26 protein-coding genes and 1 pseudogene are annotated in these 23,701 nt (G+C 75.1%); 5 read left to right on the forward strand and 22 right to left on the reverse strand.

Features of this window, described 5'->3' with window-relative positions; all coding sequences use genetic code 11:
- Window positions 1-109: 109 nt before the first annotated feature.
- The 12 genes and pseudogenes from NRO40_RS06780 to hisI all read right to left on the reverse strand — a co-directional run bounded on the left by NRO40_RS06780 (window position 110) and on the right by hisI (window position 10,711).
- Window positions 110-838 carry a VIT1/CCC1 transporter family protein gene (locus NRO40_RS06780; protein ID WP_058941861.1) on the reverse strand — a complete coding sequence of 243 codons (729 nt, stop codon included), beginning with the start codon at window positions 836-838 and terminating at the stop codon, window positions 110-112.
- 444 nt (window positions 839-1,282) lie between these two features.
- Window positions 1,283-2,377 (reverse strand): prolipoprotein diacylglyceryl transferase, encoded by a 1,095-nt coding sequence (gene lgt / locus NRO40_RS06785; RefSeq protein WP_058941860.1) that lies wholly within the window; start codon window positions 2,375-2,377, stop codon window positions 1,283-1,285.
- 358 nt (window positions 2,378-2,735) lie between these two features.
- Window positions 2,736-3,548, reverse strand: a pseudogene (locus tag NRO40_RS06790) (DsbA family protein); the annotation flags it as partial.
- 63 nt (window positions 3,549-3,611) lie between these two features.
- On the reverse strand, window positions 3,612-4,436 hold the full coding sequence (gene trpA / locus NRO40_RS06795; RefSeq protein ID WP_058941859.1) for a tryptophan synthase subunit alpha: 825 nt from the start codon (window positions 4,434-4,436) through the stop codon (window positions 3,612-3,614).
- Window positions 4,433-5,719: a tryptophan synthase subunit beta gene (gene trpB / locus NRO40_RS06800; protein ID WP_058941858.1), complete on the reverse strand. Its 1,287-nt coding sequence runs from the start codon at window positions 5,717-5,719 to the stop codon at window positions 4,433-4,435. Before trpB ends, trpA begins: the two co-directional genes overlap by 4 nt.
- Window positions 5,720-5,856: 137 nt before the next feature.
- Window positions 5,857-6,099 carry a tryptophan biosynthesis modulator TrpM gene (gene trpM, locus NRO40_RS06805; RefSeq protein ID WP_058941857.1) on the reverse strand — a complete coding sequence of 81 codons (243 nt, stop codon included), beginning with the start codon at window positions 6,097-6,099 and terminating at the stop codon, window positions 5,857-5,859.
- Between the two features lie 6 nt (window positions 6,100-6,105).
- Entirely contained in the window at window positions 6,106-6,915 is an 810-nt protein-coding gene (trpC, locus tag NRO40_RS06810) for an indole-3-glycerol phosphate synthase TrpC (RefSeq protein ID WP_079047005.1), read from the reverse strand.
- 250 nt (window positions 6,916-7,165) lie between these two features.
- The gene (locus NRO40_RS06815) at window positions 7,166-7,729 is read right to left on the reverse strand and encodes a DUF2752 domain-containing protein (RefSeq protein WP_079047004.1); all 564 of its coding nucleotides are present in this window, start codon (window positions 7,727-7,729) and stop codon (window positions 7,166-7,168) included.
- Between the two features lie 87 nt (window positions 7,730-7,816).
- Complete coding sequence (locus NRO40_RS06820) at window positions 7,817-8,056, reverse strand: HGxxPAAW family protein (protein WP_058941855.1); 240 nt, start codon at window positions 8,054-8,056, stop codon at window positions 7,817-7,819.
- 135 nt (window positions 8,057-8,191) lie between these two features.
- The gene (locus NRO40_RS06825) at window positions 8,192-8,857 is read right to left on the reverse strand and encodes a TIGR02234 family membrane protein (RefSeq protein WP_058941854.1); all 666 of its coding nucleotides are present in this window, start codon (window positions 8,855-8,857) and stop codon (window positions 8,192-8,194) included.
- Window positions 8,858-8,861: 4 nt separating this feature from the next.
- On the reverse strand, window positions 8,862-10,349 hold the full coding sequence (locus NRO40_RS06830) for an anthranilate synthase component I (RefSeq protein ID WP_058941853.1): 1,488 nt from the start codon (window positions 10,347-10,349) through the stop codon (window positions 8,862-8,864).
- Between the two features lie 11 nt (window positions 10,350-10,360).
- Window positions 10,361-10,711 carry a phosphoribosyl-AMP cyclohydrolase gene (gene hisI, locus NRO40_RS06835; RefSeq protein WP_058941852.1) on the reverse strand — a complete coding sequence of 117 codons (351 nt, stop codon included), beginning with the start codon at window positions 10,709-10,711 and terminating at the stop codon, window positions 10,361-10,363.
- A gap of 83 nt (window positions 10,712-10,794) precedes the next feature.
- On the opposite strand from hisI, the gene NRO40_RS06840 reads away from it, so the two are divergent.
- Window positions 10,795-11,427: a TIGR03085 family metal-binding protein gene (locus tag NRO40_RS06840; RefSeq protein WP_058941851.1), complete on the forward strand. Its 633-nt coding sequence runs from the start codon at window positions 10,795-10,797 to the stop codon at window positions 11,425-11,427.
- A 192-nt stretch (window positions 11,428-11,619) separates the two neighbouring features.
- Here the strand turns inward: NRO40_RS06840 and hisF are convergent, their stop codons facing one another.
- From hisF to hisD, 8 genes are all read right to left on the reverse strand, one after another.
- Complete coding sequence (gene hisF, locus NRO40_RS06845; RefSeq protein ID WP_058941850.1) at window positions 11,620-12,390, reverse strand: imidazole glycerol phosphate synthase subunit HisF; 771 nt, start codon at window positions 12,388-12,390, stop codon at window positions 11,620-11,622.
- Window positions 12,387-12,794 (reverse strand): RidA family protein, encoded by a 408-nt coding sequence (locus NRO40_RS06850; protein ID WP_058941849.1) that lies wholly within the window; start codon window positions 12,792-12,794, stop codon window positions 12,387-12,389. Before NRO40_RS06850 ends, hisF begins: the two co-directional genes overlap by 4 nt.
- Window positions 12,791-13,525, reverse strand: coding sequence for a bifunctional 1-(5-phosphoribosyl)-5-((5-phosphoribosylamino)methylideneamino)imidazole-4-carboxamide isomerase/phosphoribosylanthranilate isomerase PriA (priA, locus tag NRO40_RS06855; RefSeq protein WP_058941848.1), 735 nt, complete (start codon window positions 13,523-13,525; stop codon window positions 12,791-12,793). The genes NRO40_RS06850 and priA overlap by 4 nt, the downstream gene beginning before the upstream one ends.
- Before the next feature lie 63 nt (window positions 13,526-13,588).
- The gene (gene hisH, locus NRO40_RS06860) at window positions 13,589-14,230 is read right to left on the reverse strand and encodes an imidazole glycerol phosphate synthase subunit HisH (protein WP_058941874.1); all 642 of its coding nucleotides are present in this window, start codon (window positions 14,228-14,230) and stop codon (window positions 13,589-13,591) included.
- Between the two features lie 5 nt (window positions 14,231-14,235).
- Window positions 14,236-14,403, reverse strand: a complete 168-nt coding sequence (locus tag NRO40_RS06865; protein WP_058941847.1) for a hypothetical protein — start codon at window positions 14,401-14,403, stop codon at window positions 14,236-14,238.
- Window positions 14,400-14,993 (reverse strand): imidazoleglycerol-phosphate dehydratase HisB, encoded by a 594-nt coding sequence (gene hisB, locus NRO40_RS06870; protein WP_058941846.1) that lies wholly within the window; start codon window positions 14,991-14,993, stop codon window positions 14,400-14,402. Before hisB ends, NRO40_RS06865 begins: the two co-directional genes overlap by 4 nt.
- On the reverse strand, window positions 14,990-16,099 hold the full coding sequence (locus tag NRO40_RS06875; protein ID WP_058941845.1) for a histidinol-phosphate transaminase: 1,110 nt from the start codon (window positions 16,097-16,099) through the stop codon (window positions 14,990-14,992). Before NRO40_RS06875 ends, hisB begins: the two co-directional genes overlap by 4 nt.
- Complete coding sequence (gene hisD, locus NRO40_RS06880; protein WP_058941844.1) at window positions 16,096-17,418, reverse strand: histidinol dehydrogenase; 1,323 nt, start codon at window positions 17,416-17,418, stop codon at window positions 16,096-16,098. The genes NRO40_RS06875 and hisD overlap by 4 nt, the downstream gene beginning before the upstream one ends.
- Before the next feature lie 225 nt (window positions 17,419-17,643).
- Here hisD and NRO40_RS06885 point away from each other — a divergent pair, with 225 nt between their 5' ends.
- From NRO40_RS06885 to ybaK, 4 genes are all read left to right on the forward strand, one after another.
- Window positions 17,644-19,206: an oxidoreductase gene (locus NRO40_RS06885; protein ID WP_408057074.1), complete on the forward strand. Its 1,563-nt coding sequence runs from the start codon at window positions 17,644-17,646 to the stop codon at window positions 19,204-19,206.
- 176 nt (window positions 19,207-19,382) lie between these two features.
- Window positions 19,383-20,381 (forward strand): hypothetical protein, encoded by a 999-nt coding sequence (locus tag NRO40_RS06890; RefSeq protein WP_058941842.1) that lies wholly within the window; start codon window positions 19,383-19,385, stop codon window positions 20,379-20,381.
- A 183-nt stretch (window positions 20,382-20,564) separates the two neighbouring features.
- Window positions 20,565-21,305 carry an LON peptidase substrate-binding domain-containing protein gene (locus tag NRO40_RS06895; RefSeq protein ID WP_058941841.1) on the forward strand — a complete coding sequence of 247 codons (741 nt, stop codon included), beginning with the start codon at window positions 20,565-20,567 and terminating at the stop codon, window positions 21,303-21,305.
- Between the two features lie 144 nt (window positions 21,306-21,449).
- Window positions 21,450-21,947, forward strand: coding sequence for a Cys-tRNA(Pro) deacylase (gene ybaK, locus NRO40_RS06900; RefSeq protein ID WP_058941840.1), 498 nt, complete (start codon window positions 21,450-21,452; stop codon window positions 21,945-21,947).
- A 41-nt stretch (window positions 21,948-21,988) separates the two neighbouring features.
- On the opposite strand, the gene NRO40_RS06905 is transcribed toward ybaK, so the two are convergent.
- Window positions 21,989-22,822, reverse strand: coding sequence for a DUF2567 domain-containing protein (locus tag NRO40_RS06905; RefSeq protein ID WP_079047003.1), 834 nt, complete (start codon window positions 22,820-22,822; stop codon window positions 21,989-21,991).
- 34 nt (window positions 22,823-22,856) lie between these two features.
- Window positions 22,857-23,687 (reverse strand): ABC transporter permease, encoded by an 831-nt coding sequence (locus NRO40_RS06910; protein ID WP_079047002.1) that lies wholly within the window; start codon window positions 23,685-23,687, stop codon window positions 22,857-22,859.
- Window positions 23,688-23,701: the final 14 nt, after the last annotated feature.

Below are 23,701 nucleotides of genomic sequence, written 5' to 3' on the forward strand. Positions count from 1 at the left end.
TCGTCACAACGCCCCCGTGCCACCACGGGAAGGCCCCTGAGCGCGAAACGCCCCGCGGACGGCCGTCGACCGGCCGTCCGCGGGGCGGTGGTCGCCCTCCCGCGGAGGGCTAGAGCGCCGCGCCGAAGGCGGCCCCGAGGGCGTAGGTGACGGCGGCCGCGGCGCCACCGAGGGCGAGCTGGCGCAGGCCGCTGTACCACCAGCCGCGCGCGGTCACCCGGGCGACGAGCGCCCCGCAGGCGAACAGACCGAGCAGCGCCAGCAGGACCGCGGGCCACAGCGTGGTGGCGCCCAGCAGGTACGGCAGGACGGGCAGCAGCGCGCCCAGGGCGAAGGAGCCGAACGACGAGACGGCGGCCACCAGCGGCGACGGCAGGTCGTCGGGGTCGATGCCCAGTTCCTCGCGGGCGTGGATCTCCAGCGCCTGCTCCGGGTCACGGGACAGCTGCATCGCCACCTCGCGGGCGAGGGCGGGCTCGACGCCGCGGGCCACGTAGAGCGCGGCCAGCTCCTCCATCTCGTCCACCGGGTGCCGGCGCAGCTCGCGGCGCTCCACGTCCAGCTCGGCCTGGACCAGCTCCCGCTGCGAGGCGACCGAGGTGTACTCGCCGGCGGCCATCGAGAAGGCGCCGGCCGCGAGACCCGCCAGGCCCGTGATGACGATGGCCTGCTGGGTGACGGAGCCGCCCGCGACACCGGTCATCAGCGCGAGGTTGGAGACGAGCCCGTCCATCGCGCCGAACACCGCCGGGCGCAGCCAGCCGCCGTTCACGTCGCGGTGCGTGTGGTTGTCCCGGTGCGCCTCGTGCAGCGCGGCCTCGGTCTCGATGATGGACACAGCTCTCCCCTCGCTTCGCGCGGGTCCCGCCCGGGCCCCTCGTCGCTCTCGAAACTACGCGCGATGTAAGGGCCGCGCCAGCAAGGCTGGCTTTCCTAAGTAAGGCTCTCCTCACCTGCGACGCAGCACCTCGAAGCCTCGATATGGCGCCCCTTACACCGAGGGACGGCGCGGCACCGGCGGCACGTGCGCCGAGGACGGACCGCGGGGGTGGCGGCGGGGCGTGGGACTGCGGGATACCGGCGGGTGCGCGGGGCGGTGGCGCGCGGGACGGCATGGGAAGGCGGCGCCAGGGAACGGCACGAGGGAGGCGGAGGTGGACGGACGGACGGGGGATTCGACGCCCGTGCCGGACCACGCGGAGCTCGACGCCGCCGTCCGACGTGACAAAGCGGCCGCCCCGACGTCGTGGTCGGGGCGGCCGCTCGCGTGGTGCGGTCGCCGTTACGGCTTCTTCGGCGCCCCGGCCCCGGCGGCGCCGGTCTTTCCGGTGGGCTGGGCCGACCCGTCGGCGGCGCTCCCCCGGGCGTCCGTGCCGGGCTTCTCCGGGGCGGCGGCCGTGCCGGACGTGTCGGAGGCGGCGGCCGTGCCGGGCTTCTCCGAGGCGGCGGCGGGGGCCGGCTCGTCGACGGCGGGGGCCGGCTTGTCGACGGCGGAGGTCGAGCCCGTGGCCGTCCCCCCGGCCGTACCGGCGCCCGGGGCGCCGGTGCCGGTCCCCGCGGTGGCCTTCACGGGCTCCACGACCGTCTCGCGACCCGGCCGCTTCCGCGCCGACAGCACGATGTACGTCACGGCGAGGAGGAAGACCAGGATCGCGGTCCAGACGTTCAGCCGCAGGCCCAGGATGTGGTGCGCGTCGTCGACGCGCATGTACTCGATCCAGCCGCGGCCCGCGCAGTACGCGGCGACGTACAGGGCGAACGCCCGTCCGTGGCCGAGGGTGAAGCGGCGGTCGGCCCAGACCACCAGCAGGGCCACCCCGACGCACCACAGCGACTCGTACAGGAAGGTCGGGTGGTAGAGCCCGGCCTCGCGGTTCACGCCCTCGCTGATCTCCAGCGCCCACGGCAGGTCGGTCGGGCGGCCGTACAGCTCCTGGTTGAACCAGTTGCCCCAGCGGCCGATCGCCTGGGCGAGGACGATGCCGGGCGCGATGGCGTCGGCGTACGCGGGGAGGGGGATGCCCCGGCGGCGGCAGCCGATCCAGGCGCCCACCGCCCCCAGCGCGATGGCGCCCCAGATGCCGAGGCCGCCTTCCCAGATCTTGAACGCGTCGACCCAGTTCCGGCCCTCGCTGAAGTACAGCTGGTAGTCCGTGACGACGTGGTACAGGCGGCCGCCGACGAGTCCGAAGGGGACCGCCCAGACGGCGATGTCGGCCACGGTGCCGGCGGTGCCGCCCCGGGCGATCCAGCGCCTGTTGCCGTACCAGACGGCGACGAAGACACCGATGATGATGCAGAAGGCATAGCCGCGCAGCGGGACCGGTCCGAGGTGGAGGACACCGGTCGACGGGCTGGGAATGTAGGCAAGGTCCATGGCACCACCGACGCTACCCTGCCGGACCGGGGGCGGGGCCACCCGCCCGGCAAAGACTGCATAACGCCCCTCCCCCGGGCACCACCGCGCCCCGCACCGGTCGGACGGGGCCGGGCGGGGCGCGCGGAGGGGCGGGCACGAGGTGTCAGCGGGCGGCGTCCAGCCCCGACGCGGGGCCGAAGTCGTCCTGCGGGTCGGCCCCGCGGACGTCGCTCGGAGAGGCCGGGCCCGCCCCGGAACCGGAATCCGAACCGGAGTCCGGACCGGAGTCCGGATCCGAACCGGGGCCGGAGCTCGGGTCCGAACCGGCGTCGGAGTCCGGGGCCGAGCCGGAACCGGAACCGGACGCGGAGGCCGCGGGCGTCGGGGTGGCCGTGCCGGGCTTCTTGCCCTTGTTCGCCTCGGCGACCCACTTCTTCAGGTTGGCCGGGGTGATCTGCTCGTTCCCCTTCGTCGGGAAGATCGACTCGCCGTTGAGCAGGATCGTCGGCGTTCCGCGGAAGTCACCGGAGCGGAACGCCTCGTTCGACGCGTTCACCCAGCTGTTGTGCGTGCCGTCGGAGACACAGCTACGGAAGGCCGGGGTGTCGAGGCCCGGCACCTTCCGCGCCAGCTCGAACAGCTTCTCGTCCTTCGCGAAGGCGTCGTCCGTCTCCTGCGGCTGGTTCACGTAGAGCACGTCGTGGTACGCGGTGAACTTCCCGGCGTCCTGCGCGCAGGCGGCGGCGTTCGCCGCCTTGAGTGAGCCGCTGCCGCCCATGTTGCCGTCGATGATCGTGGCGAGGCGGTACTCCGTGCGCAGCTGCCCGGCGGCCTCCAGCTCGTGGATGGTGTCCCGGAAGGTGTTCTCGAACATGGCGCAGGCCGGGCAGCGGAAGTCCTCCCACACCGTGAGCGTGGAGGGGGCGTCGGCGGCGCCCACCGGGATGACGAGCTGGTCCTCGCCGGTGGCGCCGGACGGCGCGGTGACCGGGCCCTTGCCCGACTCCTCGCCCTTGCCGCCGGTGTTGGCGGCGATCACGCCGACGACGGCGGCGAGGCCGAGCACGCCGACGACGGCCGACACCACGAGCAGCAGCCTGCGGCGCTTCTCGCGGGCCTTCTCGCGCTCGCGTTCCTTCTGGAGCCGCTCACGGGCGCTCCGGTTCCCTGCGCTGTTCTTCTCGTTCACGCCCAAGCAACGAACCGGGGAGGCACGTCCGCTCCTCCCCGGTTCCACATCCACCCGTACGAGCTACGCGCCCGGCCGCGACCGCTGGACGCCGCGGGCCAGTTCACCCGCCAGTTCCCGTACGGCGGCCAGCCCGGCCGCCTCGTCGGGGGCGTCGAGGATGCGCTTGACGAAGGCGGAACCGACGATCACGCCGTCGGCGAAGGTGGCGACCTCCGCGGCCTGGGCGGCGTTGGAGACGCCGAGCCCCACGCAGACCGGCAGGTCCGTGGTGGCGCGGGTGCGCCGGACCAGGTCCGCGGCCTGCTCGCCGACGGACTCGCGGGTTCCGGTGACGCCCATGAGCGACGCCGCGTAGACGAAGCCGGAACCCGCCGCGGTGATCTCGGCGAGCCGGGCGTCCCGGCTGCTCGGGGCGACCACGAAGACCGTGGCGAGTCCGTGCTTCTCGGCGTGCTCGCGCCACAGCGCGGACTCCTGCACGGGCAGGTCGGGCAGGATGCACCCGGCGCCGCCCGCCTCGGCCAGCTCGGCGGTGAACCGCTCGACCCCGTAGCGGTCGATCGGGTTCCAGTACGTCATGACGAGGACCGGCTTGCCGGTGGCGGCGAACGCCTCGCGGACCGTGCGCATCACGTCGGCGATCCGGACGCCGCCGCGCAGGGCGATGTCGTCGGCGGTCTGGATGACGGGGCCGTCCAGCACCGGGTCGCTGTGCGGCAGCCCGACCTCGACGACGTCCGCGCCACCGTCCAGGACGGCCTTGACGGCGGCGATGCCACCGTCGACCGTCGGGAACCCGGCCGGGAGGTAGGCGATGAGCGCGGACCGGTCCTGCGCCTTCGCCGCGGCGAGGGTCTCGGTCAACAGCTGGATGTTCCCGCTCACTTGGCGTCCCCCTCGATCTCCGCGACGTCCGTCTCCGCGTCGGCGGCCACGGCGGCGTCCGTGTCGTACAGCCCGAAGTACCGGGCGGCGGTGTCCATGTCCTTGTCGCCGCGGCCCGAGAGGTTGACGACGATCAGCCCGTCGGGGCCGAGCTCCCGGCCGACCTCCAGGGCCCCGGCCAGCGCGTGCGCGGACTCGATCGCCGGGATGATGCCCTCGGTGCGCGACAGCAGGCGCAGGGCGCGCATGGCCGCGTCGTCGGTGATCGCGCGGTACTCGCCGCGGCCGCTGTCCTTGAGGTGGGCGTGCTCAGGGCCGATGCCCGGGTAGTCCAGGCCGGCCGAGATGGAGTAGGGCTCGGTGATCTGCCCCTCGTCGTCCTGGAGGACGTACGAGCGGGACCCGTGCAGGATGCCCGGCTCGCCCGCGGTGAGGGTGGCGGCGTGCTCGCCGGTCTCGACGCCGTGCCCGGCCGGCTCGCAGCCGACGAGGCGGACGGAGGCGTCGGGGATGAAGGCGTGGAAGAGACCGATGGCGTTCGACCCGCCGCCGACGCAGGCGACGGCGGCGTCGGGCAGCCGACCGGTCCGCTCCAGGACCTGGCGGCGCGCCTCGACACCGATGACCCGGTGGAAGTCGCGCACCATGGCCGGGAAGGGGTGCGGGCCGGCGACGGTGCCGAAGAGGTAGTGGGTGGTGTCGACGTTGGCGACCCAGTCGCGGAACGCCTCGTTGATCGCGTCCTTGAGGGTGCGGCTGCCGGACTTCACCGCGATGACCTCGGCGCCGAGCATGCGCATGCGGGCGACGTTGAGGGCCTGGCGCTGCGTGTCGATCTCGCCCATGTAGATGGTGCAGTCGAGGCCGAAGAGGGCGCAGGCGGTCGCGGTGGCGACGCCGTGCTGCCCGGCGCCGGTCTCGGCGATGACGCGGGTCTTGCCCATGCGCCGGGTCAGCAGGGCCTGCCCCAGCACGTTGTTGATCTTGTGCGAACCGGTGTGGTTGAGGTCCTCGCGCTTGAGGAGGATCCGGGCGCCGCCGGCGTGCTCCGCGAAGCGGGGCACCTCGGTCAGGGCACTGGGCCGGCCGGTGTAGTGGACGAGCAGGTCGTCGAGCTCGGCGGCGAACGCCGGGTCGGTCTTGGCCTTCTCGTACTCGACGGCGACCTCGTCGACGGCGGCGACGAGCGCCTCCGGGATGAACTTGCCGCCGAAGGCGCCGAAGTACCCCTGGGCGTCGGGCACCTGGCCCACGGGGTCGGGAACGAAGAACTCGCTGGGCATGTGGAGACTCCTACGGGGGCGACGGCCCCCGGCGTGTCCGGGATGACGTGGTGGGAACGTGGTGGTGACACACGTGTGCGCCGCGTCGGCCGGGGAGCCGCGGGCCGCCGTCCGCGGCGGCCCGGTGGGAGGGGTCCTCAGTGCTCCCCGCGGCGCGGGGCGCGCCATCGCATGCCGTTCACCTGGCCCGGCTCGTCACCGATGACGTACCGCACCCGGCGGCCGTGGACGCGCCGCGCGGGGGCGCGGCAACCGCGGGGGCGGCAGCCGCGGGCCAGACGGGCGTACGCCCCGGAGGGGGCCTGTGCCGCCGTCACGCGCACGCGCGCGCCCAGGCCCGGGAGGGGCCGGGGCGCGGGGCGGGCGACGGCGGTGGACACGGTGGGTCAGTCCCGTCCGTGCCGCAGGGCCGGGTGGGCGCCGGCGGCGACCAGGTCGGCCACGGCGGCCTTGGGGTCGCGCCCGGTGACGAGGGACTCGCCGACGAGCACGGCGTCGGCGCCGGTGTTGGCGTAGGCGATGAGGTCGTGCGGGCCGCGGACGCCGGACTCGGCGACCTTGACGATGCCGGCCGGGATCTCCGGGACGACCCGCTCGAACGTGGAGCGGTCCACCTTGAGAGTCTTGAGGTCGCGGGCGTTGACGCCGATGATGCGGGCGCCCGCGTCGACGGCGCGCTCGACCTCCTCCTCGTCGTGGACCTCGACGAGCGGGGTGAGGCCGATGGACTCGGCCCGCTCGATGAGCGAGACCAGCGCGGGCTGGTCGAGGGCGGCGACGATCAGCAGGGCGAGGTCGGCGCCGTGGGCGCGGGCCTCCCACAGCTGGTAGGCGGTGACGATGAAGTCCTTGCGCAGGACGGGGATGTCCACGCGGGCGCGGACGGCTTCCAGGTCGGCCAGGGAGCCGCCGAAGCGCCGCTGCTCGGTGAGGACGGAGATGACGGCCGCGCCGCCCGCCTCGTAGTCCGCGGCGAGCCCGGCGGGGTCGGCGATCGCGGCCAGCGCGCCCTTGGAGGGGCTGGAGCGCTTGACCTCGCAGATGACCTGGACGCCCTCGCCTCGCAGGGCGGCGACGCCGTCCCGGGCCTGGGGCGCCTTGGCGGCCCGCTCCTTGAGCTCGTCGAGGGAGACCCGCGCCTGTCGCTCTGCGAGGTCGGCGCGGACGCCTTCGATGATCTCGTCGAGCACACTCACGCGAGAGGCCCCCTTCCGGGAGGGTGGTGATTGATCAAGCCGGACACCTCGATGGTATCCGCAGGAGGGGCCCACGTCCGCATCCGGTCCGCGCCAGGACGCTGACCAGCGCCTTCACGGAGCCCGTCCGGCGGCCTCACGCGGCCGCCGACGGCCTCACCGCCCGCCCGGGCCTCACCGGCCCGCCCCGGCTTCGCGAGGCCGTCCGGGCTTCACCGCTCCGTCCGGGCTTCAGGGGGCCGTCCGGGCTTCACGGGACGAGCGCGGAGCCGAAGGGCAGGTTGCGGACCACGGTGAAGACGGCCCACACGCCACCGATCAGCCACAGCTGCCAGGGCGCCGGGTCGAGCCGGGAAGGTCGCCCCCGCACCGCCCTGACCAGCCACCACACCATGAACACGGCGAAGGCGGCGTAACCGGCGACGGCCATCGCGTTGGCCCCGAGGGCCCCGGCGAGGTCGCCGTGGACGAAGGCGTGGGCGCTGCGCAGCCCGCCGCAGCCGGGGCAGTACAGGCCGGTGTACCGCAGGAGCGGGCAGGCCGGGTAGTGGCCTGGTTCGTTGGGGTCGACGGTGCCGACGTACGCGAACGCCGCCGCGACCCCGGCGAGGGCGCCCAGCGGCGGCAGCAGCCTGCGGCGCAGCGGCGGCGGGGGCCCCGCCGGGCGTGACGCGCGGGCGGGCTCCGTCACGCCGGCGGGCGGGTCCGGTTCCCCGACAGGCGGGTGCGGCGCGCCCGGGTGCGGCGGGCCGTACGGGGCGGTGGGGCGGGGCGGGTGCGTCCCGGCCGGGTGCGGGGGTGTCGTGGCGTCCACCCGCCGATTGTCACCGCTCGTACGGGGCGGCGCAGCCCGGCCGGGGCCGGACCGCGCCCCGTGTCGGACCGGGGTGGGCCGGTCGGCTCAGGCGCCGGCCGCCGCGCGGCGCGCCTCGGCGTGCTCCTGCGACTCCTTGGGCATCCCGAGGCCGGCGGCCTTCATCACGGCGCCGACGACACCGCCGAGCAGGACGAGGCCGATACCGGCCCAGAAGCCGAGCGGGTTGGCCGCCACCATGAAGGCACCGGCGACGCAGAAGCCGATGAAGGAGATGGTGACGCCGGTCCAGGCGGCCGGGGTGTGTCCGTGGGCGCTGCCCGCCATGAGTTGCTCCTCGTTGATGTCGCTCTGTGGTGAGGCCCTGCCGAGTGCGGACGCTCGCGGCCATTCTTCCGCACGCGCGCCCGCCGGGTGACCCGGGGGTGCGCCGCACGCGTCGGCCGGTCGCGGCGGGTGCCGTCAGGTGCGGTCGGTGGGGTCCTCGCCGCGGTCCAGGGCCTTCCACAGCTCGTCGGGCCGGTCGGGGTCGGCCTCGCGGCGGGCGCCCCGCGCGCGGGGGCCGCCGTCGCGCTCGTACCGGCCGGACATGGTCGGCCAGGAGGAGCCGTGGCGCAGGGCGAGGAGCCCGGCGGCGAGGATCAGCAGGGCCGCCACGGCCGTGACGTAGGGCCAGGCCGTCTGGGTGAGGGCGGCGGCGCGCGCGGCGGTGTCCCCGGTGGCGCGGGCGGCCGCCTCGTCGAGCGCCGCGCGGTCGTACGCGCCGGCGACGGCCGCGGCGGCCGCGCCGGCACCGCTCAGCGTCAGGAGCAGGGCGACGAGGCGGCGGCCGGTCCCGCGCGCGGCGAGGACGGCGACCAGGGCGGCGAGCCCGACGACGGCCAGGGCGGTGGGCACCCCGGTGATGTCACCCCCGGCCGCCTCCAGGGTGACGGTGCCGCCGGGGCCGGCGACCCGCCCCTCGGTCCAGGTCCGGCCGGAGGCGAGCAGCACGACGGCGGCCCCGGCGCCACCGAGGAGCAGGGCCGCGGCGAGGCTGCGGCGGGCGCCCGGGGCGGACGCCTCGCCCTGGCCGGCGGCACGGGGCTGGGGTTCGGGTGCGGCACTCACGTACCCACTATCCCCCATGCCGTCAGACGTGGTTCATCCGGTTGGCGGTGTGCACGGCGCGGAGCACCGCGGCCGCCTTGTTGCGGCACTCGGCGTCCTCCGCGACCGGGTCGGAGTCGGCGACGACACCGGCCCCCGCCTGGACGTAGGCGGTGCCGTCGCGCAGCAGCGCGGTGCGGATGGCGATGGCGGTGTCCGAGTCGCCCGCGAAGTCGAGGTAGCCGACGGCCCCGCCGTACAGGCCGCGCCTGCCGGGCTCCAGCTCCTCGATGATCTGCATGGCGCGCGGCTTGGGCGCGCCCGACAGGGTGCCCGCCGGGAAGCAGGCGGTCAGCACGTCGAAGGCGGTGCGTCCCTCGGCGACCCGGCCGGTCACCGTGGAGACGATGTGCATGACGTGCGAGTACCGCTCGATGGACATGAAGTCGACGACCTCGACGGAGCCCGGCTCGCACACCCGGCCGAGGTCGTTGCGGCCGAGGTCGACGAGCATGAGGTGCTCGGCGCGCTCCTTCGCGTCGGCGATCAGCTCGTCGGCGAGGGCCTGGTCCTCCTGCGGGGTGGCGCCGCGCGGCCGGGTGCCGGCGATGGGGTGCACCATGGCCCGCCCGTCCTCCACCTTGACCAGGGCCTCGGGGCTGGAGCCGACGACGTCGAAGCCCTCGAAGCGGAACAGGTACATGTACGGGGAGGGGTTGGTGGCGCGCAGGACCCGGTAGACGTCCAGGGCGCTCGCCGTGCACGGCGTCTCGAACCGCTGCGAGGGCACCACCTGGAACGCCTCGCCGGCGCGGATGCGCTCCTTCACGTCGTCGACGGCCCGCTGGTACGCCTCACCGCCCCACAGGGCGGTGTAGGCGGGCAGCTCCGACGGCGGCAGGACGGCGGAGGCGGACTCGGCCGGCTCGGTGAGGTCGGCCTGCATCGCGTCGAGCCGGGCGACGGCGTCCGCGTACGCCTCGTCGACGCCGGTCTGGAGGTCGTTGTGGTTGATCGCGTTGGCGATCAGCAGCACCGTGCCGTCCCAGTGGTCGAGCACGGCGAGGTCCGAGGTGAGCAGCATGGTCAGCTCGGGCAGCCGCAGGTCGTCCGTGCCGTGGTCACCGATGCGCTCCAGGCGGCGCACCACGTCGTAACCGAGGTAGCCGACCATGCCGCCGGTGAAGGGCGGCATCCCGGAGGCCAGGTCGCGCGGGGTGTGCAGGGCCTCGACGGTGGCGCGGAGGGCCTTCAGCGGGTCCCCGTCGACGGGGACGCCGACGGGCGGGGTGCCGAGCCAGTGGGCCTGTCCGTCCCGGGTGGTCAGGGTGGCGGCGCTGCGCACGCCGACGAACGAGTACCGGGACCAGGAGCGGCCGTTCTCGGCGGACTCCAGGAGGAAGGTGCCCGGGCGCTCCGCGGCGAGCTTGCGGTACAGCCCGACCGGGGTGTCGCCGTCCGCGAGCAGGCGGCGACTGACGGGGATCACTCGGCGGTCGGCCGCCAGCTTCCGGAAGGTCTCGAGGTCCATGGCGCCCGACCCTACTCGCCCAGGGGCAGCACGTCGGCGTCGAAGCAGGTCCGGGCCCCGGTGTGGCAGGCGGCGCCGACCTGGTCGACCCGGACGAGGAGGGTGTCGGCGTCGCAGTCGAGCGCGACGGACTTGACGTGCTGGACGTGGCCGGAGGTGTCGCCCTTGACCCAGTACTCCTGGCGGCTGCGCGACCAGTAGGTGCAGCGACCGGTGGTGAGGGTGCGGTGCAGGGCCTCGTCGTCCATCCAGCCGAGCATGAGCACCTCGCCGGTGTCGTACTGCTGGGCGATGGCCGGGACCAGCCCGTCGGGGCTGCGCTTGAGACGGGCGGCGATGGCCGGGTCAAGGTTGCTGGTCATGCGGCCATTGTGCCGCGCGGCGGGGGCCGGTTCCGGCCGCGTCCACTGGGCGGACCGGGGGGCGCCCCCTTACCCTTGCGGTCATGTCCACCCATGCCAAGCGTGAACGACTGCTCCTCGCCGACCTGTTGGAGGCCGCGGGGCCCGACGCTCCGACCCTGTGCGACGGCTGGACCACCCGCGAGCTGGCTGCGCACGTGGTGGTGCGCGAGCGCCGCCCGGACGCGGCGGCCGGCGTCCTGATCGGCCCGCTGAAGGGCCGGCTGGAGCGGGTCCAGGCGGAGTTCGCGGCCAAGCCGTACGCCGAGCTCGTGCAGCTGGTCCGGGGCGGCCCGCCCCGGATGTCGCCCTTCTCGATCAAGCAGGTCGACGAGGGGGCGAACACGGTCGAGTTCTACGTCCACTCCGAGGACGTCCGGCGGGCCCAGCCGGACTGGTCCCCGCGCGAGATCGACCCGGTCTTCGCGGACACCCTGTGGGCGCGCCTGGAGAAGCTCGCCCGCCTCTCCGCCCGCCGCTGCCCCGTCGGCCTCGTCCTGCGCCGCACCGACGGGCAGACGGCCGTCGCCCGCCGCGGCACCCCCGTGGTGACGGTGACCGGCGAGCCCTCGGAGCTGCTGATGTTCCTGTACGGCCGCCAGGAGGTCGCCCGGGTCGAACTGGACGGCGACAAGGAGGCGGTGGCGCGGGTGGCCGAGGCCAGACTGGGCATCTGACCGCGCCGGACCGCGCACGAGCGCCCGCGCCGGGGCCGCGCCGGCGCCCGACGGGAGCAGCACACGGGCGTCCACCGGCGCACGGGCCTCCGCCCACGCCGGGCCTCCGCCCACGCCGGGCCGCCCGGGTCGCGCACGGCCGGGGCCGCCCGGCCCGGGGCTCCCCCGCGGGCCGGGCCGCCCGGCCGGTGTTCAGCGGACGGGGTGCCCCGCCTCGCGCAGCGCGGTCTTGACCTCGCCGATCCGCAGGTCGCCGAAGTGGAAGACGGAGGCCGCGAGCACGGCGTCCGCCCCGGCCTCGACGGCGGGCGGGAAGTCGGCGAGCCGGCCGGCGCCGCCGGAGGCGATGACCGGCACGGAGACGTGCGCGCGCACGGCCGCGATCATCGCCGTGTCGTACCCGTCCTTGGTGCCGTCGGCGTCCATCGAGTTCAGCAGGATCTCCCCCGCGCCGAGCTCCGCGGCCCGGTGCGCCCACTCGACGGCGTCGATGCCGGTGCCCCGGCGCCCGCCGTGGGTGGTGACCTCGAAGCCGGAGGCCGTGACGGTGCCCTCGGGGCAGCGCCGGGCGTCCACGGACAGGACGAGGACCTGGCTGCCGAACCGCTCCGACACCTCCCGGATCAGCTCGGGCCGGGCGATGGCGGCGGTGTTGACGCCGACCTTGTCCGCGCCGGCGCGCAGCAGCCGGTCGACGTCGTCGGCGCTGCGCACCCCGCCGCCGACGGTCAGCGGGATGAAGACCTGCTCGGCGGTGCGACGCACCACGTCGTAGGTGGTCTCCCGGTCGCCGGAGGAGGCGGTGATGTCGAGGAAGGTGAGCTCGTCGGCGCCCTCGGCGTCGTAGAGCCTGGCCATCTCGACGGGGTCGCCCGCGTCGCGCAGGTTTTGGAAGTTGACGCCCTTGACGACGCGGCCGCCGTCCACGTCCAGGCAGGGGATCACGCGTACCGCGAGGCTCACGACGCGGCACCCCCGTCCCGGCGGTACGCCTCGACCTCGACCTCGACGACGAGCCGCGAGTCGACGAGGCCGGCGACGATGAGCATGGAGGCGGCGGGGCGGATGGCGTCGAACAGCTCCTTGTGGGCGCGGCCGACCTCCTCCGCGTCCCGGGCGTGCGTGAGGTACATGCGGGTGCGGACGACGTCCTCGGCGCCCAGCCCGAGCTGCGCGAGCGCGGCGAAGGCCACGCCGAAGGAGTTGATCGCCTGCTCGTAGGGGCCGCCCTCGGCGATGGCCCCGTCCACGACGGAGGTGCATCCGGAGACGAGGACGAGACCGCCCGGCAGCTCCACGGCCCGGGAGTAGCCGAACTGCTCCTCCCAGGGGGCGCCGGTCGTCACACGGCGTACGGGGTCGGTCATTCCGCCACCGCCGCGAGCGCCTCTTCCAGGGTGAACGCCTCGGCGTACAGCGCCTTGCCGACGATGGCGCCCTCGACGCCCTCGGGGACGAGCGCGGCGATGGCCCGCAGGTCGTCGAGGGAGGAGACGCCGCCGGAGGCGACCACCGGCTTGTCGGTGGCCGCGCAGACGTCGCGCAGCAGCTCCAGGTTGGGGCCCTGGAGCGTGCCGTCCTTGGCGATGTCGGTGACGACGTAGCGGGCGCAGCCCTCGGAGTCGAGGCGGGCCAGCGTCTCGTACAGGTCGCCGCCGTCGCGGGTCCAGCCGCGGCCGCGCAGCGTCGTGCCGCGGACGTCCAGGCCGACCGCGATCTTGTCGCCGTGCTCGGCGATGACCTTGGCGACCCACTCCGGGGTCTCCAGGGCGGCGGTGCCGAGGTTGACGCGGGTGCAGCCCGTGGCGAGGGCCGCGGCGAGGGAGGCGTCGTCGCGGATGCCGCCGGACAGCTCCACCTTGACGCCGTGGCCCGCGAGGCTCCCGGCGACCTCGGCGATGAGCGCGCGGTTGTCGCCCGTGCCGAAGGCGGCGTCGAGGTCGACCAGATGCAGCCACTCGGCGCCCGCGCGCTGCCACGTCAGGGCCGCCTCCAGCGGGGAGCCGTACGACGTCTCCGTGCCGGACTCGCCGTGGACGAGCCGTACGGCCTGGCCGTCCCGGACGTCGACGGCGGGGAGGAGTTCGAGCTTGGTCATCTCAGCGGTCCTAGCCTCTGGGCGGGGTTCGGTCGGTGGAGGGCGATGGGGCGGTGGGGGCGGTCAGAGGGTGTCGAGCCAGTTGGTCAGGAGCCGGGCTCCCGCGTCACCGGACTTCTCGGGGTGGAACTGCGTCGCCCACAGGGCGCCGTTCTCGACGGCGGCGACGAACCGCTCGCCGTGCGTGGACCAGGTGACCAGGGGCGCCCGCAGGGCGGGGTTGGCCGTCTGGAGGCTCCAGTCGGTCACGGCGTAGGAGTGGACGAAGTAGAACCGCTCGTCGGGGTCGACCCCGGCGAACAGGGCGGAGTCCCCGGGCGCCTCGACGGTGTTCCAGCCCATGTGCGGGATGACGGGGGCCTTCAGCGGCCCGACCGTCCCGGGCCACTCGTCGAGGCCCTCCGTCTCGACGCCGTGCTCGACGCCGCGGGCGAAGAGGATCTGCATGCCGACGCAGATGCCCATGACGGGCCGGCCGCCGGCGAGCCTGCGGCCCACGATCCAGTCGCCGCGGGCCTCCTTGAGCCCGGTCATGCAGGCGGAGAAGGCGCCGACGCCGGGGACGAGCAGGCCGTCGGCGTTCATGGCGCGGTCGTAGTCGCGGGTGATCTCGACGTCGGCGCCGACGCGGGCGAGGGCGCGCTCGGCGGAGCGGACGTTGCCGAACCCGTAGTCGAAGACGACGACCTTCTTGGCAGTGCTCATGCCGCTCATTCCCAGATTCCCTGGATGCGCAGGACGCCCGCCGCGAGGCACATCGCCGAGGCGACGGCGAGGAGGACGATCAGGCCCTTGGGCATCCGCTGCTTGCTGAAGGAGTACACGCCGCCGGCGAGGAAGAGGCCGACGACGATGAGGATGGTCGACAGACCCGTCACAGCGCGCCCTTCGTGGAGGGCAGGATGCCGGCGGCCCGCGGGTCGCGCTCGGAGGCGTACCGCAGGGCGCGGGCGAGGGCCTTGAACTGGCACTCCACGATGTGGTGGGCGTTGCGGCCGTACGGGACGTGGACGTGCAGCGCGATCTGGGCCTGGGCGACGAACGACTCCAGGATGTGCCGGGTCATGGTCGTGTCGTACGAGCCGATCATGGGGGCCATGTTCTCGGGCTCGGTGTGGACCAGGTAGGGACGGCCGGAGAGGTCGACGGTGACCTGGGCGAGGGACTCGTCCAGCGGGACCGTGCAGTTGCCGAACCGGTAGATGCCCACCTTGTCGCCGAGGGCCTGCTTGAAGGCGGCGCCGAGCGCGAGGGCGGTGTCCTCGATGGTGTGGTGCGAGTCGATGTGGAGGTCGCCGTCGGTCTTGACGGTGAGGTCGAACAGCCCGTGGCGGCCGAGCTGGTCGAGCATGTGGTCGTAGAAGCCGACGCCGGTGGCGACGTCGACCTTGCCGGTGCCGTCGAGGTCTATCTCGACGACGACGGACGTCTCCTTGGTGGTGCGCTCGACGCGTCCTACGCGGCTCATGAGCTCTGCTCCTTCTTCAGTGCGCGAACCGCATCCAGGAACGCGTCGTTCTCTTCGGGCGTGCCGGCCGTGACCCGCAGCCAGCCCGGTACGCCGTTGTCGCGGACGAGGACGCCGTGGTCGAGGATGGCGCGCCAGACGGCGTGCGCGTCCTCGAAGCGCCCGAACTGGACGAAGTTGGCGTCCGAGTCGGTGACCTCGTAGCCGGCGGCGCGGAGCCCGTCGACGAGCCGGTCCCGCTCGGCCTTCAGCTGCGCGACGTACCCCAGCAGCGTATCGGTGTGTTCGAGGGCGGCGAGGGCGGTGGCCTGGGTGACGGCGGACAGGTGGTACGGCAGGCGGACGAGCTGGACGGCGTCGACCACCGCGGGGTGCGCCGCGAGGTAGCCGAGGCGCAGACCGGCCGCGCCGAACGCCTTGGACATGGTGCGGGAGACCACGAGGTGCGGCCGGCCCTCGATGAGCGGCAGCAGCGAGGGGCGGTGGCTGAACTCGACGTACGCCTCGTCGACGACGACCAGGGACGGCTTGGCGGCCTGGGCGGCGTCGTGGAGGGCGAGGACGGTGTCGGCGTCCACGGCGGTGCCGGTGGGGTTGTTGGGGGACGTGATGAAGACCACGTCGGGGCGGTGCTCGGTGATGGCGCGGGCCGCCGCCTCCACGTCGAGGCCGAAGTCGTCGCGGCGCGGACCGGGGATCCAGCCGGTGCCGGTGCCGCGCGAGATGAGGCCGTGCATGGAATACGAGGGCTCGAAGCCCATCGCGGTCCTGCCGGGGCCGCCGAAGGTCTGGAGGAGCTGCTGGAGGACCTCGTTGGAGCCGTTCGCCGCCCACACCTGGCGCGTCCCGACCTCGTGGCCCGTGGTGCGGGTGAGGTAGCGGGCGAGCTCGGTGCGCAGCTCGACGGCGTCGCGGTCGGGGTAGCGGTTCAGGGCGCGCGCCGCCTCGCGGACGCGTTCGGCGATCCGCTCGACCAGGGGTTCGGGCAGCGGGTAGGGGTTCTCGTTGGTGTTGAGGCGTACGGGCACGTCCAGCTGGGGCGCGCCGTAGGGGGACTTGCCGCGCAGCTCGTCGCGGATCGGCAGGTCGTCGATGCGGATCGTCACTGCGGGGGCACCTTCCACCCGAACCTCGCCTTGATCGCCGCGCCGTGCGCCGGCAGGTCCTCCGCCTCCGCGAGCGTCACCACGTGGTGGGCCACGTCGGCGAGGGCGTCGCGCGTGTAGTCCACGATGTGGATGCCGCGCAGGAAGGACTGCACGGACAGGCCCGAGGAGTGGCAGGCGCAGCCGCCGGTGGGCAGGACGTGGTTGGAGCCGGCGCAGTAGTCGCCGAGCGAGACGGGCGCCCACGGGCCGACGAAGATCGCGCCGGCGTTGCGCACGCGCGCGGCGACGGCCGCGGCGTCGGCGGTCTGCACCTCCAGGTGCTCGGCGCCGTACGCGTCGACCACCCGCAGGCCCTCCTCCACGCCGTCGACCAGCACGATCGCCGACTGCCTGCCGCGCAGGGCGGGCAGGATCCGGTCCTCGACGTGCCGAGTGGCGGCGATCTGCGGCGCCAGCTCCTTCTCCACGGCGTCGGCCAGCTCGACGGAGTCCGTGACGAGGACGGCGGCGGCGAGCGGGTCGTGCTCGGCCTGGCTGATGAGGTCGGCGGCGACGTGCGCCGGGTCGGCGGTGTCGTCGGCGAGGACGGCGATCTCCGTCGGGCCGGCCTCGGTGTCGATGCCGATCCGGCCGGTGAAGTACCGCTTGGCGGCGGCGACCCAGATGTTGCCGGGGCCGGTGACCATGTCGGCGGGGGCGCAGGACTCCGTGCCGTACGCGAACATGGCGACGGCCTGGGCGCCGCCCGCGGCGTACACCTCGTCGACGCCGAGCAGGGCGCAGGCGGCGAGGATGGTCGGGTGCGGAAGGCCGTCGTGGTCCTTCTGCGGCGGGGACGCGAGGGCGATCGACTCGACGCCCGCCTCCTGCGCCGGGACGGCGTTCATGATCACGGACGAGGGGTAGACGGAGCGGCCGCCCGGGGCGTACAGCCCGACGCGGCCGACCGGGACCCACTTCTCGGTGACCGTGCCGCCGGGCACGACCTGGGTGGTGTGCGTGGTGCGGCGCTGCTCGCGGTGGACGATCCGGGCGCGCCGGATGGACTCCTCCAGGCCCGCGCGGACGGCCGGATCCAGCTCCTCCAGGGCGCGGGTGAGCGCGGCGGCCGGGACCCGCACCCGGTCGAGGGCGACCCCGTCGAACCGCTGGGCGTAGTCGATCAGCGCCGCGTCGCCCCGATGGTGCACGGCCTCGCAGATGGGCCGCACCTTCTCCAGGGCGGCTTCCACGTCGAACTCGGCACGGGGGAGCAGGTCGCGCAGGGCGCCGCCCGTCGGCAGGGCGTCGCCGCGCAGATCGATACGTGAGATCACGGGTCAATTCTCGCAGACGCCTCCGCGGTACCGGTCGCCCGTATCACTGGCTGATACACGCCACACCACCCGTCGGATGTCACACCTGACAGTTAGCGTTCAGTCCGTCACTCAGCGGGAAGAACAGCCGTACGACCTGGGGAAAGCGAGGGGGCGGCAGTGACCGAGCCGCAGGACGATCGCGATGACGAGCTGCCCGGCGACCTGACCCCGGCCGAGCTGGGGATGTGGCAGGCGTTCCGCATCGGCGCCTGGTACGACCTGCGGTCGGGCCATCCGGTGCTGGACGACCCGTTCGCGCCGCGCACGTGGCCCGAGGAGCGGAGCGTCCGGGCGCGGGTGGTGGCCCGGCTGTTGCTGTCGGGGCCGCCGGCCCTGGCGGGGCGCGTGTCGGCGCTGAAGCTGCGCGGGGCGCGGATCACCGGCACGCTCGACCTGGCGGGCGGCACCGTCGACCCGTACGTCGAGCTGCAGGGGTGCGTCTTCGAGCACGAGGTGGTGCTGCCCGAGACGCGGTTCAGCACGCTGCGCCTCGTCGGGTGTGCCGTGCCCCGGCTGGAGGCGGCCCGCCTGCACACGGAGGGCGACCTGCACCTGCCGCGCTGCCGGGTGGCGCGCGGCGTGCGGCTCACGGACGCGCAGATAGGCACCGACCTGCTGATCAGCCAGATCCACGTCCAGCCGGACCGGCGCGGCCGGGCCATCGTCGCGGACGGGCTGACGGTGGCGCAGGACCTCCAGGCCGAGCTGATCGAGACGTACGGGGAGGTGAGCCTGCGGGGCGCGAAGGTCGGGGTCTCGCTCAGTCTGCGCGGCAGCCGCCTGCGCGGCGCCGAGGGGCGGCGGGCGCTGAACGCCCCGCAGCTCAGCGTGGAGCGCACGCTGTACCTGACGGGGGCGTGGGTGAGCGAGTCGGTGGGCGGCCCGGAGGACCACCTCGGCGGGACGCCGCCGTACGGCCTGGCCGACGTCAACACGCCGATGCGGGGCACGCGGATGCGGCCCTTCGAGTGCCGGGGCGGGGTGCGGCTGGACGACGGGCGGTTCGGGGACGCGATCGACCTCCACCAGGCGCGGTTCGTGCTGACGTCGGCCCGCAGGGAGGAGCTGTCGCTGCGCAGGATCGTCACCCCGGAGCTGCGCTTCACCTCCGAGCGACCGGAGGAGGGCCGCGTGGTGCTCAACGGCGCGAAGGTCGTCACCCTGGTCGACGAGGCGGCCAGCTGGCCGGGGCCGGGCGGCCTGGCGATCAGCGGCTTCGTGTACGAGAACCTCGTGCCGTACGGCCACTTCCCGCTCTCGCAACGTCTGGAGTGGGTGGCGGCGGCGACCCCGGAGTACGCCCCGGAGCCGTACGAGCGGCTGGCGGCCGTCCTGCGGGGCAGCGGGGAGGACGCCGACGCCCGGGAGGTGCTGCTGGCCAAGCAGCGGCGCCGCCGCGAGACGCTGCCGCTCGCCGCGAAGACGTGGGGCTTCCTGCAGGACTGGACGGTGGCCTACGGCTACCGGCCCGGCCGGGCCGCGGTGTGGATGGCGGTGCTGTGGGCGGCGGGCGCGTGGGCCTTCTCGTACTACGACCCGGTCCCGATCAAGCAGGACGAGTTCCCCCAGTGGAACGCCGTGCTGTACGCGCTGGACCTGCTGGTGCCGGTGATCAACCTCGGCCAGGAGGGCTACTGGCGGCTGTCGACGGGGTGGCAGTGGGTGTCGACGGTGCTGATCCTCGTGGGGTGGATTCTGGCCACGGCGGTGGCGGCGGGCGCCTCCCGGCTGCTGCGGCGCGGCTGACGCGCCGCGGGCGGCCGCCGGACGCCGGGCCGGGGCCGCGACCGGTGCCCGCTCTCCCCTTCCGTGCCCACCCCGCCGCTTTCTTTACCGCCTCTTGACGTTCGTCAGGACAACCATCCTGCCGCCACGAAAGCTTCACAGACGCTCTCTGGCGCCGCTCCCACCTGCGGTTTTCAATGGGCGGCACCATGTCTTTGCTCCGCGCCCTGATGGGCTCCGCGCGCACGGTCCGGTCCGGCACGCCGCCCCGCGACGGGCTGCCGCCGGACGGCTCCGTACTGCTGGACGCACCGGACGACAGGCTCGGCCCGGCGTTGGTGGCCGCCGCGCTCGGCAATCACATTCCGGCCGCCCGGCTGCTCGCCGCCACCCGTGCCGCCGCCGAGTGGGAGTGGCGTGACCGGTACGCCGTGCGGCTCGCCGCGTTCGCCCACAGCCGCGGGGACTGGCTGACGCAGTGGCGCGCGCGGACCCCGGACGACCCGGACGCGCTGCTCGTCGCCGCGCAGCTCGCCGTCGACCGGGCCTGGGCCTCGCCGGCCCGCGCCGAGCGGCTGCGGGAGGTGGAGCCGGTGGTCCACGCGGCGGCCGAGGCCGCGCCCCGCGACCCCGTGCCGTGGCGGATCGCCCTGGACCACGCGCGCGGCGGCCACGCCGCCGACGCGCTCTTCGAGGCGCTGTGGGAGCAGGCGGTCCGCCGGTCCCCGCACCACCACGGCTGCCACGTGGCGGCCCTGGAGTACCTCTCGGCGCGCTGGTACGGCTCCCACCACGCGTGCTTCGACTTCGCCGAGGCGGCCGCGCTCGACGCGCTGCCCGGCTCCCTCGTCCGCGCGCTGCCGCTGCGCGCCGCCCACGCACAGCTGGCGGCCGGCGGCGCGGGCGGGGTCCCGGCGGCGCGGATCGACGCGGCGGCGGACCTGGCGATCGAGCTGTCGGCCCGCCACCCGGTGGGCGACGCCTGGACGGCCGAGGTGCGCAACCTGCTGGCGTACGTGCTGATGGCGCGGGGGCGCTGGGGGGCGGCGCTGGAGCAGTTCCGGCTGATCGGGGCGCGGGCGACGACGTTCCCGTGGGTGGCGGTCGGTTCCGGCGGCGACGGCGCGGATCCGCTGGGCCGGTTCCTGGAGGCGCGCGACCTGGTGCGGCGCGCGAGCGTGCGCCGGGTGCGCTGAGGCGGCGCGCGGGACGGCGCGGTGGTATCCGAGCGGGGCCCGTCGGGCGGCGCGGCGGTACCGGAGCCGGGCACACCGGGGCGGCGCGGCGGTACCGGAGCCGGGCACACCGGGGCGGCGCGGCGGTACCGGAGCGCGGACGGCCGGACGGGCCCGGAGCCGCGGCCATTAGGCTTGAGCGCTGTGACCACCGCTCGCCTGCCCCTCTTCCCGCTGAACGCGGTGCTTTTCCCCGGCCTCGTGCTGCCGCTGAACGTCTTCGAGGAGCGCTACCGCGCCATGATGCGCGAGCTCCTCAAGACCGACGAGTCGCAGCCGCGCCGCTTCGCCGTCGTCGCGATCCGCGACGGCCACGAGGTGGCGCCGACGGCGCCGGGGCTGCCCGACCAGACGGCGCTGCCGGAGAAGGGCCCCGCCGCGGGATTCGGCCCCGACCCCGCCCGGGCGTTCCACAGCGTCGGGTGCGTCGCCGACGCGGCGACCATCCGGGAGCGGCCGGACGGCGGCTTCGAGGTGCTGGCGACCGGCACGACCCGGGTGCGGCTGGTGTCGGTCGACACGAGCGGCCCGTACCTCACGGCGGAGCTGGAGGAGCTGGAGGAGCGGCAGGGCGAGGGCGCGGGCGCGCTCGCCGAGGGGGTGCTGCGGGCCTTCCGCTCGTACCAGAAGCGGCTGGCGGGGGCCCGCGAGCGGTCTCTGGCGACCGGCGCGGAACTGCCCGACGAGCCGTCGGTCGTGTCGTACCTGGTGGCCGCGGCCGCGGTGCTGGACACGCCGTCGAAGCAGCGGCTGCTGCAGGCACCCGACACCGCGACCCGGCTGCGCGAGGAGCTGCGCCTGCTGCGCGCCGAGACGGCGGTGCTGCGCCACCTGCCCTCGCTGCCGGCGGTCGAGCTGACGCGGGCTCCGACGAGCCCCAACTGACGGCACGACGAGCACGGGCCCGACGAACCGGCGGACGGCGGACCGGCGGACGGCGGACCGGGGGACGTCGGACCGGGGACGTCGGGCGCGGCCCGACGGAGCGGCGGAGCGGTACGGACCGACGGACGGGGATGGGGACGGGACATGGCGAAGAAGACGAGGAAGCAGGCGGGCGGCACCCCGGCGACGGTGGCCCTGACGGCCGCGGGGACGCCCTTCACGGTGCACGAGTACGCCCACGACCCGGCCTCGCCGTCGTACGGCGAGGAGGCGGCCGAGGCACTCGGAGTCTCCCCCGACCGGGTCTTCAAGACCCTGGTCGCCGACGTCGACGGGGCCCTCACGGTCGCGGTGGTGCCGGTGGCGGGCCGGCTGGACCTGAAGGCGCTCGCCGCCGCCGTGGGCGGCAAGCGCGCGGCGATGGCCGATCCGGCGGCCGCCGAGCGGACGACCGGGTACGTCCGGGGCGGCATCTCGCCGCTCGGGCAGCGCAAGCGGCTGCCGACGGTCCTGGACGCGTCGGCGTCGCGACACGAGACGATCTGCGTCTCCGCGGGGCGGCGCGGCCTTGAGGTGGAGCTGGCCCCGGCGGACCTCGCCGGGCTGACCGGCGCCGTCCTCGCCCCCATCGGCCGCCTCTGACGCCCTGGCGCTCTCGGCGCGCGCGGCCGGACGGGCTCGGGTCAGGCGCCGGAGCCGGACGGCGGGGCGCCGGGACCGGACGGCGGCGTGGACCCGTGCGGTGCGGGCCCGGGCGGGGCGGCCCCGGACGGGGTGGACCCGTGCGGCGTGGACGCCGGCGGAGTGGTCCCGTGTGGTGTGGGCGCGTGACGGGCCGGGCCGTACGGGGTGAGGTCCCCTTCCGGCTCGGGGTCGTGGGGGGTGAAGAGCGCCGTGAGCGCCAGGTGGACGGCCATCGCCGCGACCGGCCACGCCAGCAGCACGCCGTACGCGTGGAGTTCGAGCGGCGCGTCGAAGGTGACGCCCTCGCCGACCGCCCGCGCGCGTGCCACCACGTCGTGCGTGGGGCCGAGGAGGGTGCCCGTGCCCCAGCCCAGGACGGAGCCGAGCACACCGCCCAGGGCCAGGCCCACGACCACCGCGATGCCGCCGCGGCGCTGGAGAAGGAAGACGACCGGCGCGCTGACCGCGCCGAACGCCAGACCGAGCAGCAGGAACACGCCGTCCGTGCCGACCGCGCCCTCGCCCTCGGAGTCCGTCAGCAGGACGGCCGTACCGTCCGACACCAGCGGGATGCGCGGCGCCAGCCACAGCCACAGCACGCCCAGCGCGAACCCCGCGACCGCCACCGCGAGCAGCACCACGGCCCCCTGCCGCACCTCCGTGGCCACGTCCGGTGCCGCTTCCTCGTCCTTCGCGTACGGGTGCGGGGACGGGGAACGCCGCGGCCACGCGGCGGGACCGCCGGGCGCGTCGCCGTGCGGCGGAGTGCTGGGGGTGTCGTTCGGCACGTGCTCACTCGCGGGCTGCTGGGACGGGGGAAGGGGTGCGGTCACGCTGTCATCGTGCCAGGCGCGGTCCGGCGCCGCCTCACCGGACGGCCGCCCGGCGGTACGCCCAGGTGGCCGCGGCGAGCGAGGCCACGCCGACGACCGCGCACACGGAGAGGTCGAGGGCGACCGCGCCCCAGTCGGGACGGGCGTCGAAGGTGCGGGCCAGCGCCTCCACCCCGTACGTCGACGGCAGCAGGTCCCGCGCCCAGCCGATCGGACCGGGCAGCCGGTCCGCGGGCAGGACGCCGAGCAGCAGCGCGGCCGACATCCCGAGCTGGCCGAGCAGGGTGGCGAGCTCCTGGCGCGGGGCGAGCAGTCCGAGCGCGGCGCCGAGCCCCGAGAGGGCCGCCCCGGAGAGCGGGACCACCGCCACCAGCACCCACAGATGCGTGAGGGGCAGCTGGAACAGGAGCGACCCGGCGACGGCGGTGACGACCGTACCGGGCACCGTGAAGGAGGCGTACGCCCCGGCGGCGCCCAGCACCACCGCCGCGGGCGGCACCGGCAGCGTGGCGTAGTGGTCGAGGCCGCCGCTCGCGCGCAGCTGGCCGAAGTACTGGGCGAGGAGGTTCAGCGCGACGAACGCCACGACGAGGACGGACGACCCCGCGACGACCGCGCGTGCCTCCGCGCCGCCGTCGACGACGCCCCGCATCAGGACCATGATCCCGACGGACTGGAACGTCGCCACGAACAGCAGCGGGATCCGGGCGACCCGCGCCCGGGACAGCTGCGCCCGGTACACGGCCGCGAGCGCCGGCAGCAGCCGGGCGCGGGGCGCGAGGGGCGCCTCCCGGCGCTCGCCCGCCCCCGCGGCGGACGACCGGACGACCCCCGTCGAGAGCGCCTCCACTGGCAGAGTGCTCACCGTTCCCAGCTCCT

The sequence above is a fragment of the Streptomyces changanensis genome (assembly GCF_024600715.1).
Lineage (GTDB): Bacteria > Actinomycetota > Actinomycetes > Streptomycetales > Streptomycetaceae > Streptomyces > Streptomyces changanensis.

Bases quoted from the DNA above. Each gene is read 5' to 3' on its own strand.
- hisH (WP_058941874.1), bottom strand. From the start codon at position 14,230: ATGAGCACTGCCAAGAAGGTCGTCGTCTTCGACTACGGGTTCGGCAAC.
- NRO40_RS06890 (WP_058941842.1), top strand. From the start codon at position 19,383: ATGGGCGGCACCATGTCTTTGCTCCGCGCCCTGATGGGCTCCGCGCGC.
- NRO40_RS06840 (WP_058941851.1), top strand. From the start codon at position 10,795: ATGTCCACCCATGCCAAGCGTGAACGACTGCTCCTCGCCGACCTGTTG.
- NRO40_RS06885 (WP_408057074.1), top strand. From the start codon at position 17,644: ATGTGGCAGGCGTTCCGCATCGGCGCCTGGTACGACCTGCGGTCGGGC.
- hisI (WP_058941852.1), bottom strand. From the start codon at position 10,711: ATGACCAGCAACCTTGACCCGGCCATCGCCGCCCGTCTCAAGCGCAGC.
- NRO40_RS06830 (WP_058941853.1), bottom strand. From the start codon at position 10,349: ATGGACCTCGAGACCTTCCGGAAGCTGGCGGCCGACCGCCGAGTGATC.
- NRO40_RS06825 (WP_058941854.1), bottom strand. From the start codon at position 8,857: ATGGGGGATAGTGGGTACGTGAGTGCCGCACCCGAACCCCAGCCCCGT.
- NRO40_RS06820 (WP_058941855.1), bottom strand. From the start codon at position 8,056: ATGGCGGGCAGCGCCCACGGACACACCCCGGCCGCCTGGACCGGCGTC.
- ybaK (WP_058941840.1), top strand. From the start codon at position 21,450: ATGGCGAAGAAGACGAGGAAGCAGGCGGGCGGCACCCCGGCGACGGTG.
- lgt (WP_058941860.1), bottom strand. From the start codon at position 2,377: ATGGACCTTGCCTACATTCCCAGCCCGTCGACCGGTGTCCTCCACCTC.
- trpB (WP_058941858.1), bottom strand. From the start codon at position 5,719: ATGCCCAGCGAGTTCTTCGTTCCCGACCCCGTGGGCCAGGTGCCCGAC.
- NRO40_RS06850 (WP_058941849.1), bottom strand. From the start codon at position 12,794: ATGACCGACCCCGTACGCCGTGTGACGACCGGCGCCCCCTGGGAGGAG.
- hisB (WP_058941846.1), bottom strand. From the start codon at position 14,993: ATGAGCCGCGTAGGACGCGTCGAGCGCACCACCAAGGAGACGTCCGTC.
- priA (WP_058941848.1), bottom strand. From the start codon at position 13,525: ATGACCAAGCTCGAACTCCTCCCCGCCGTCGACGTCCGGGACGGCCAG.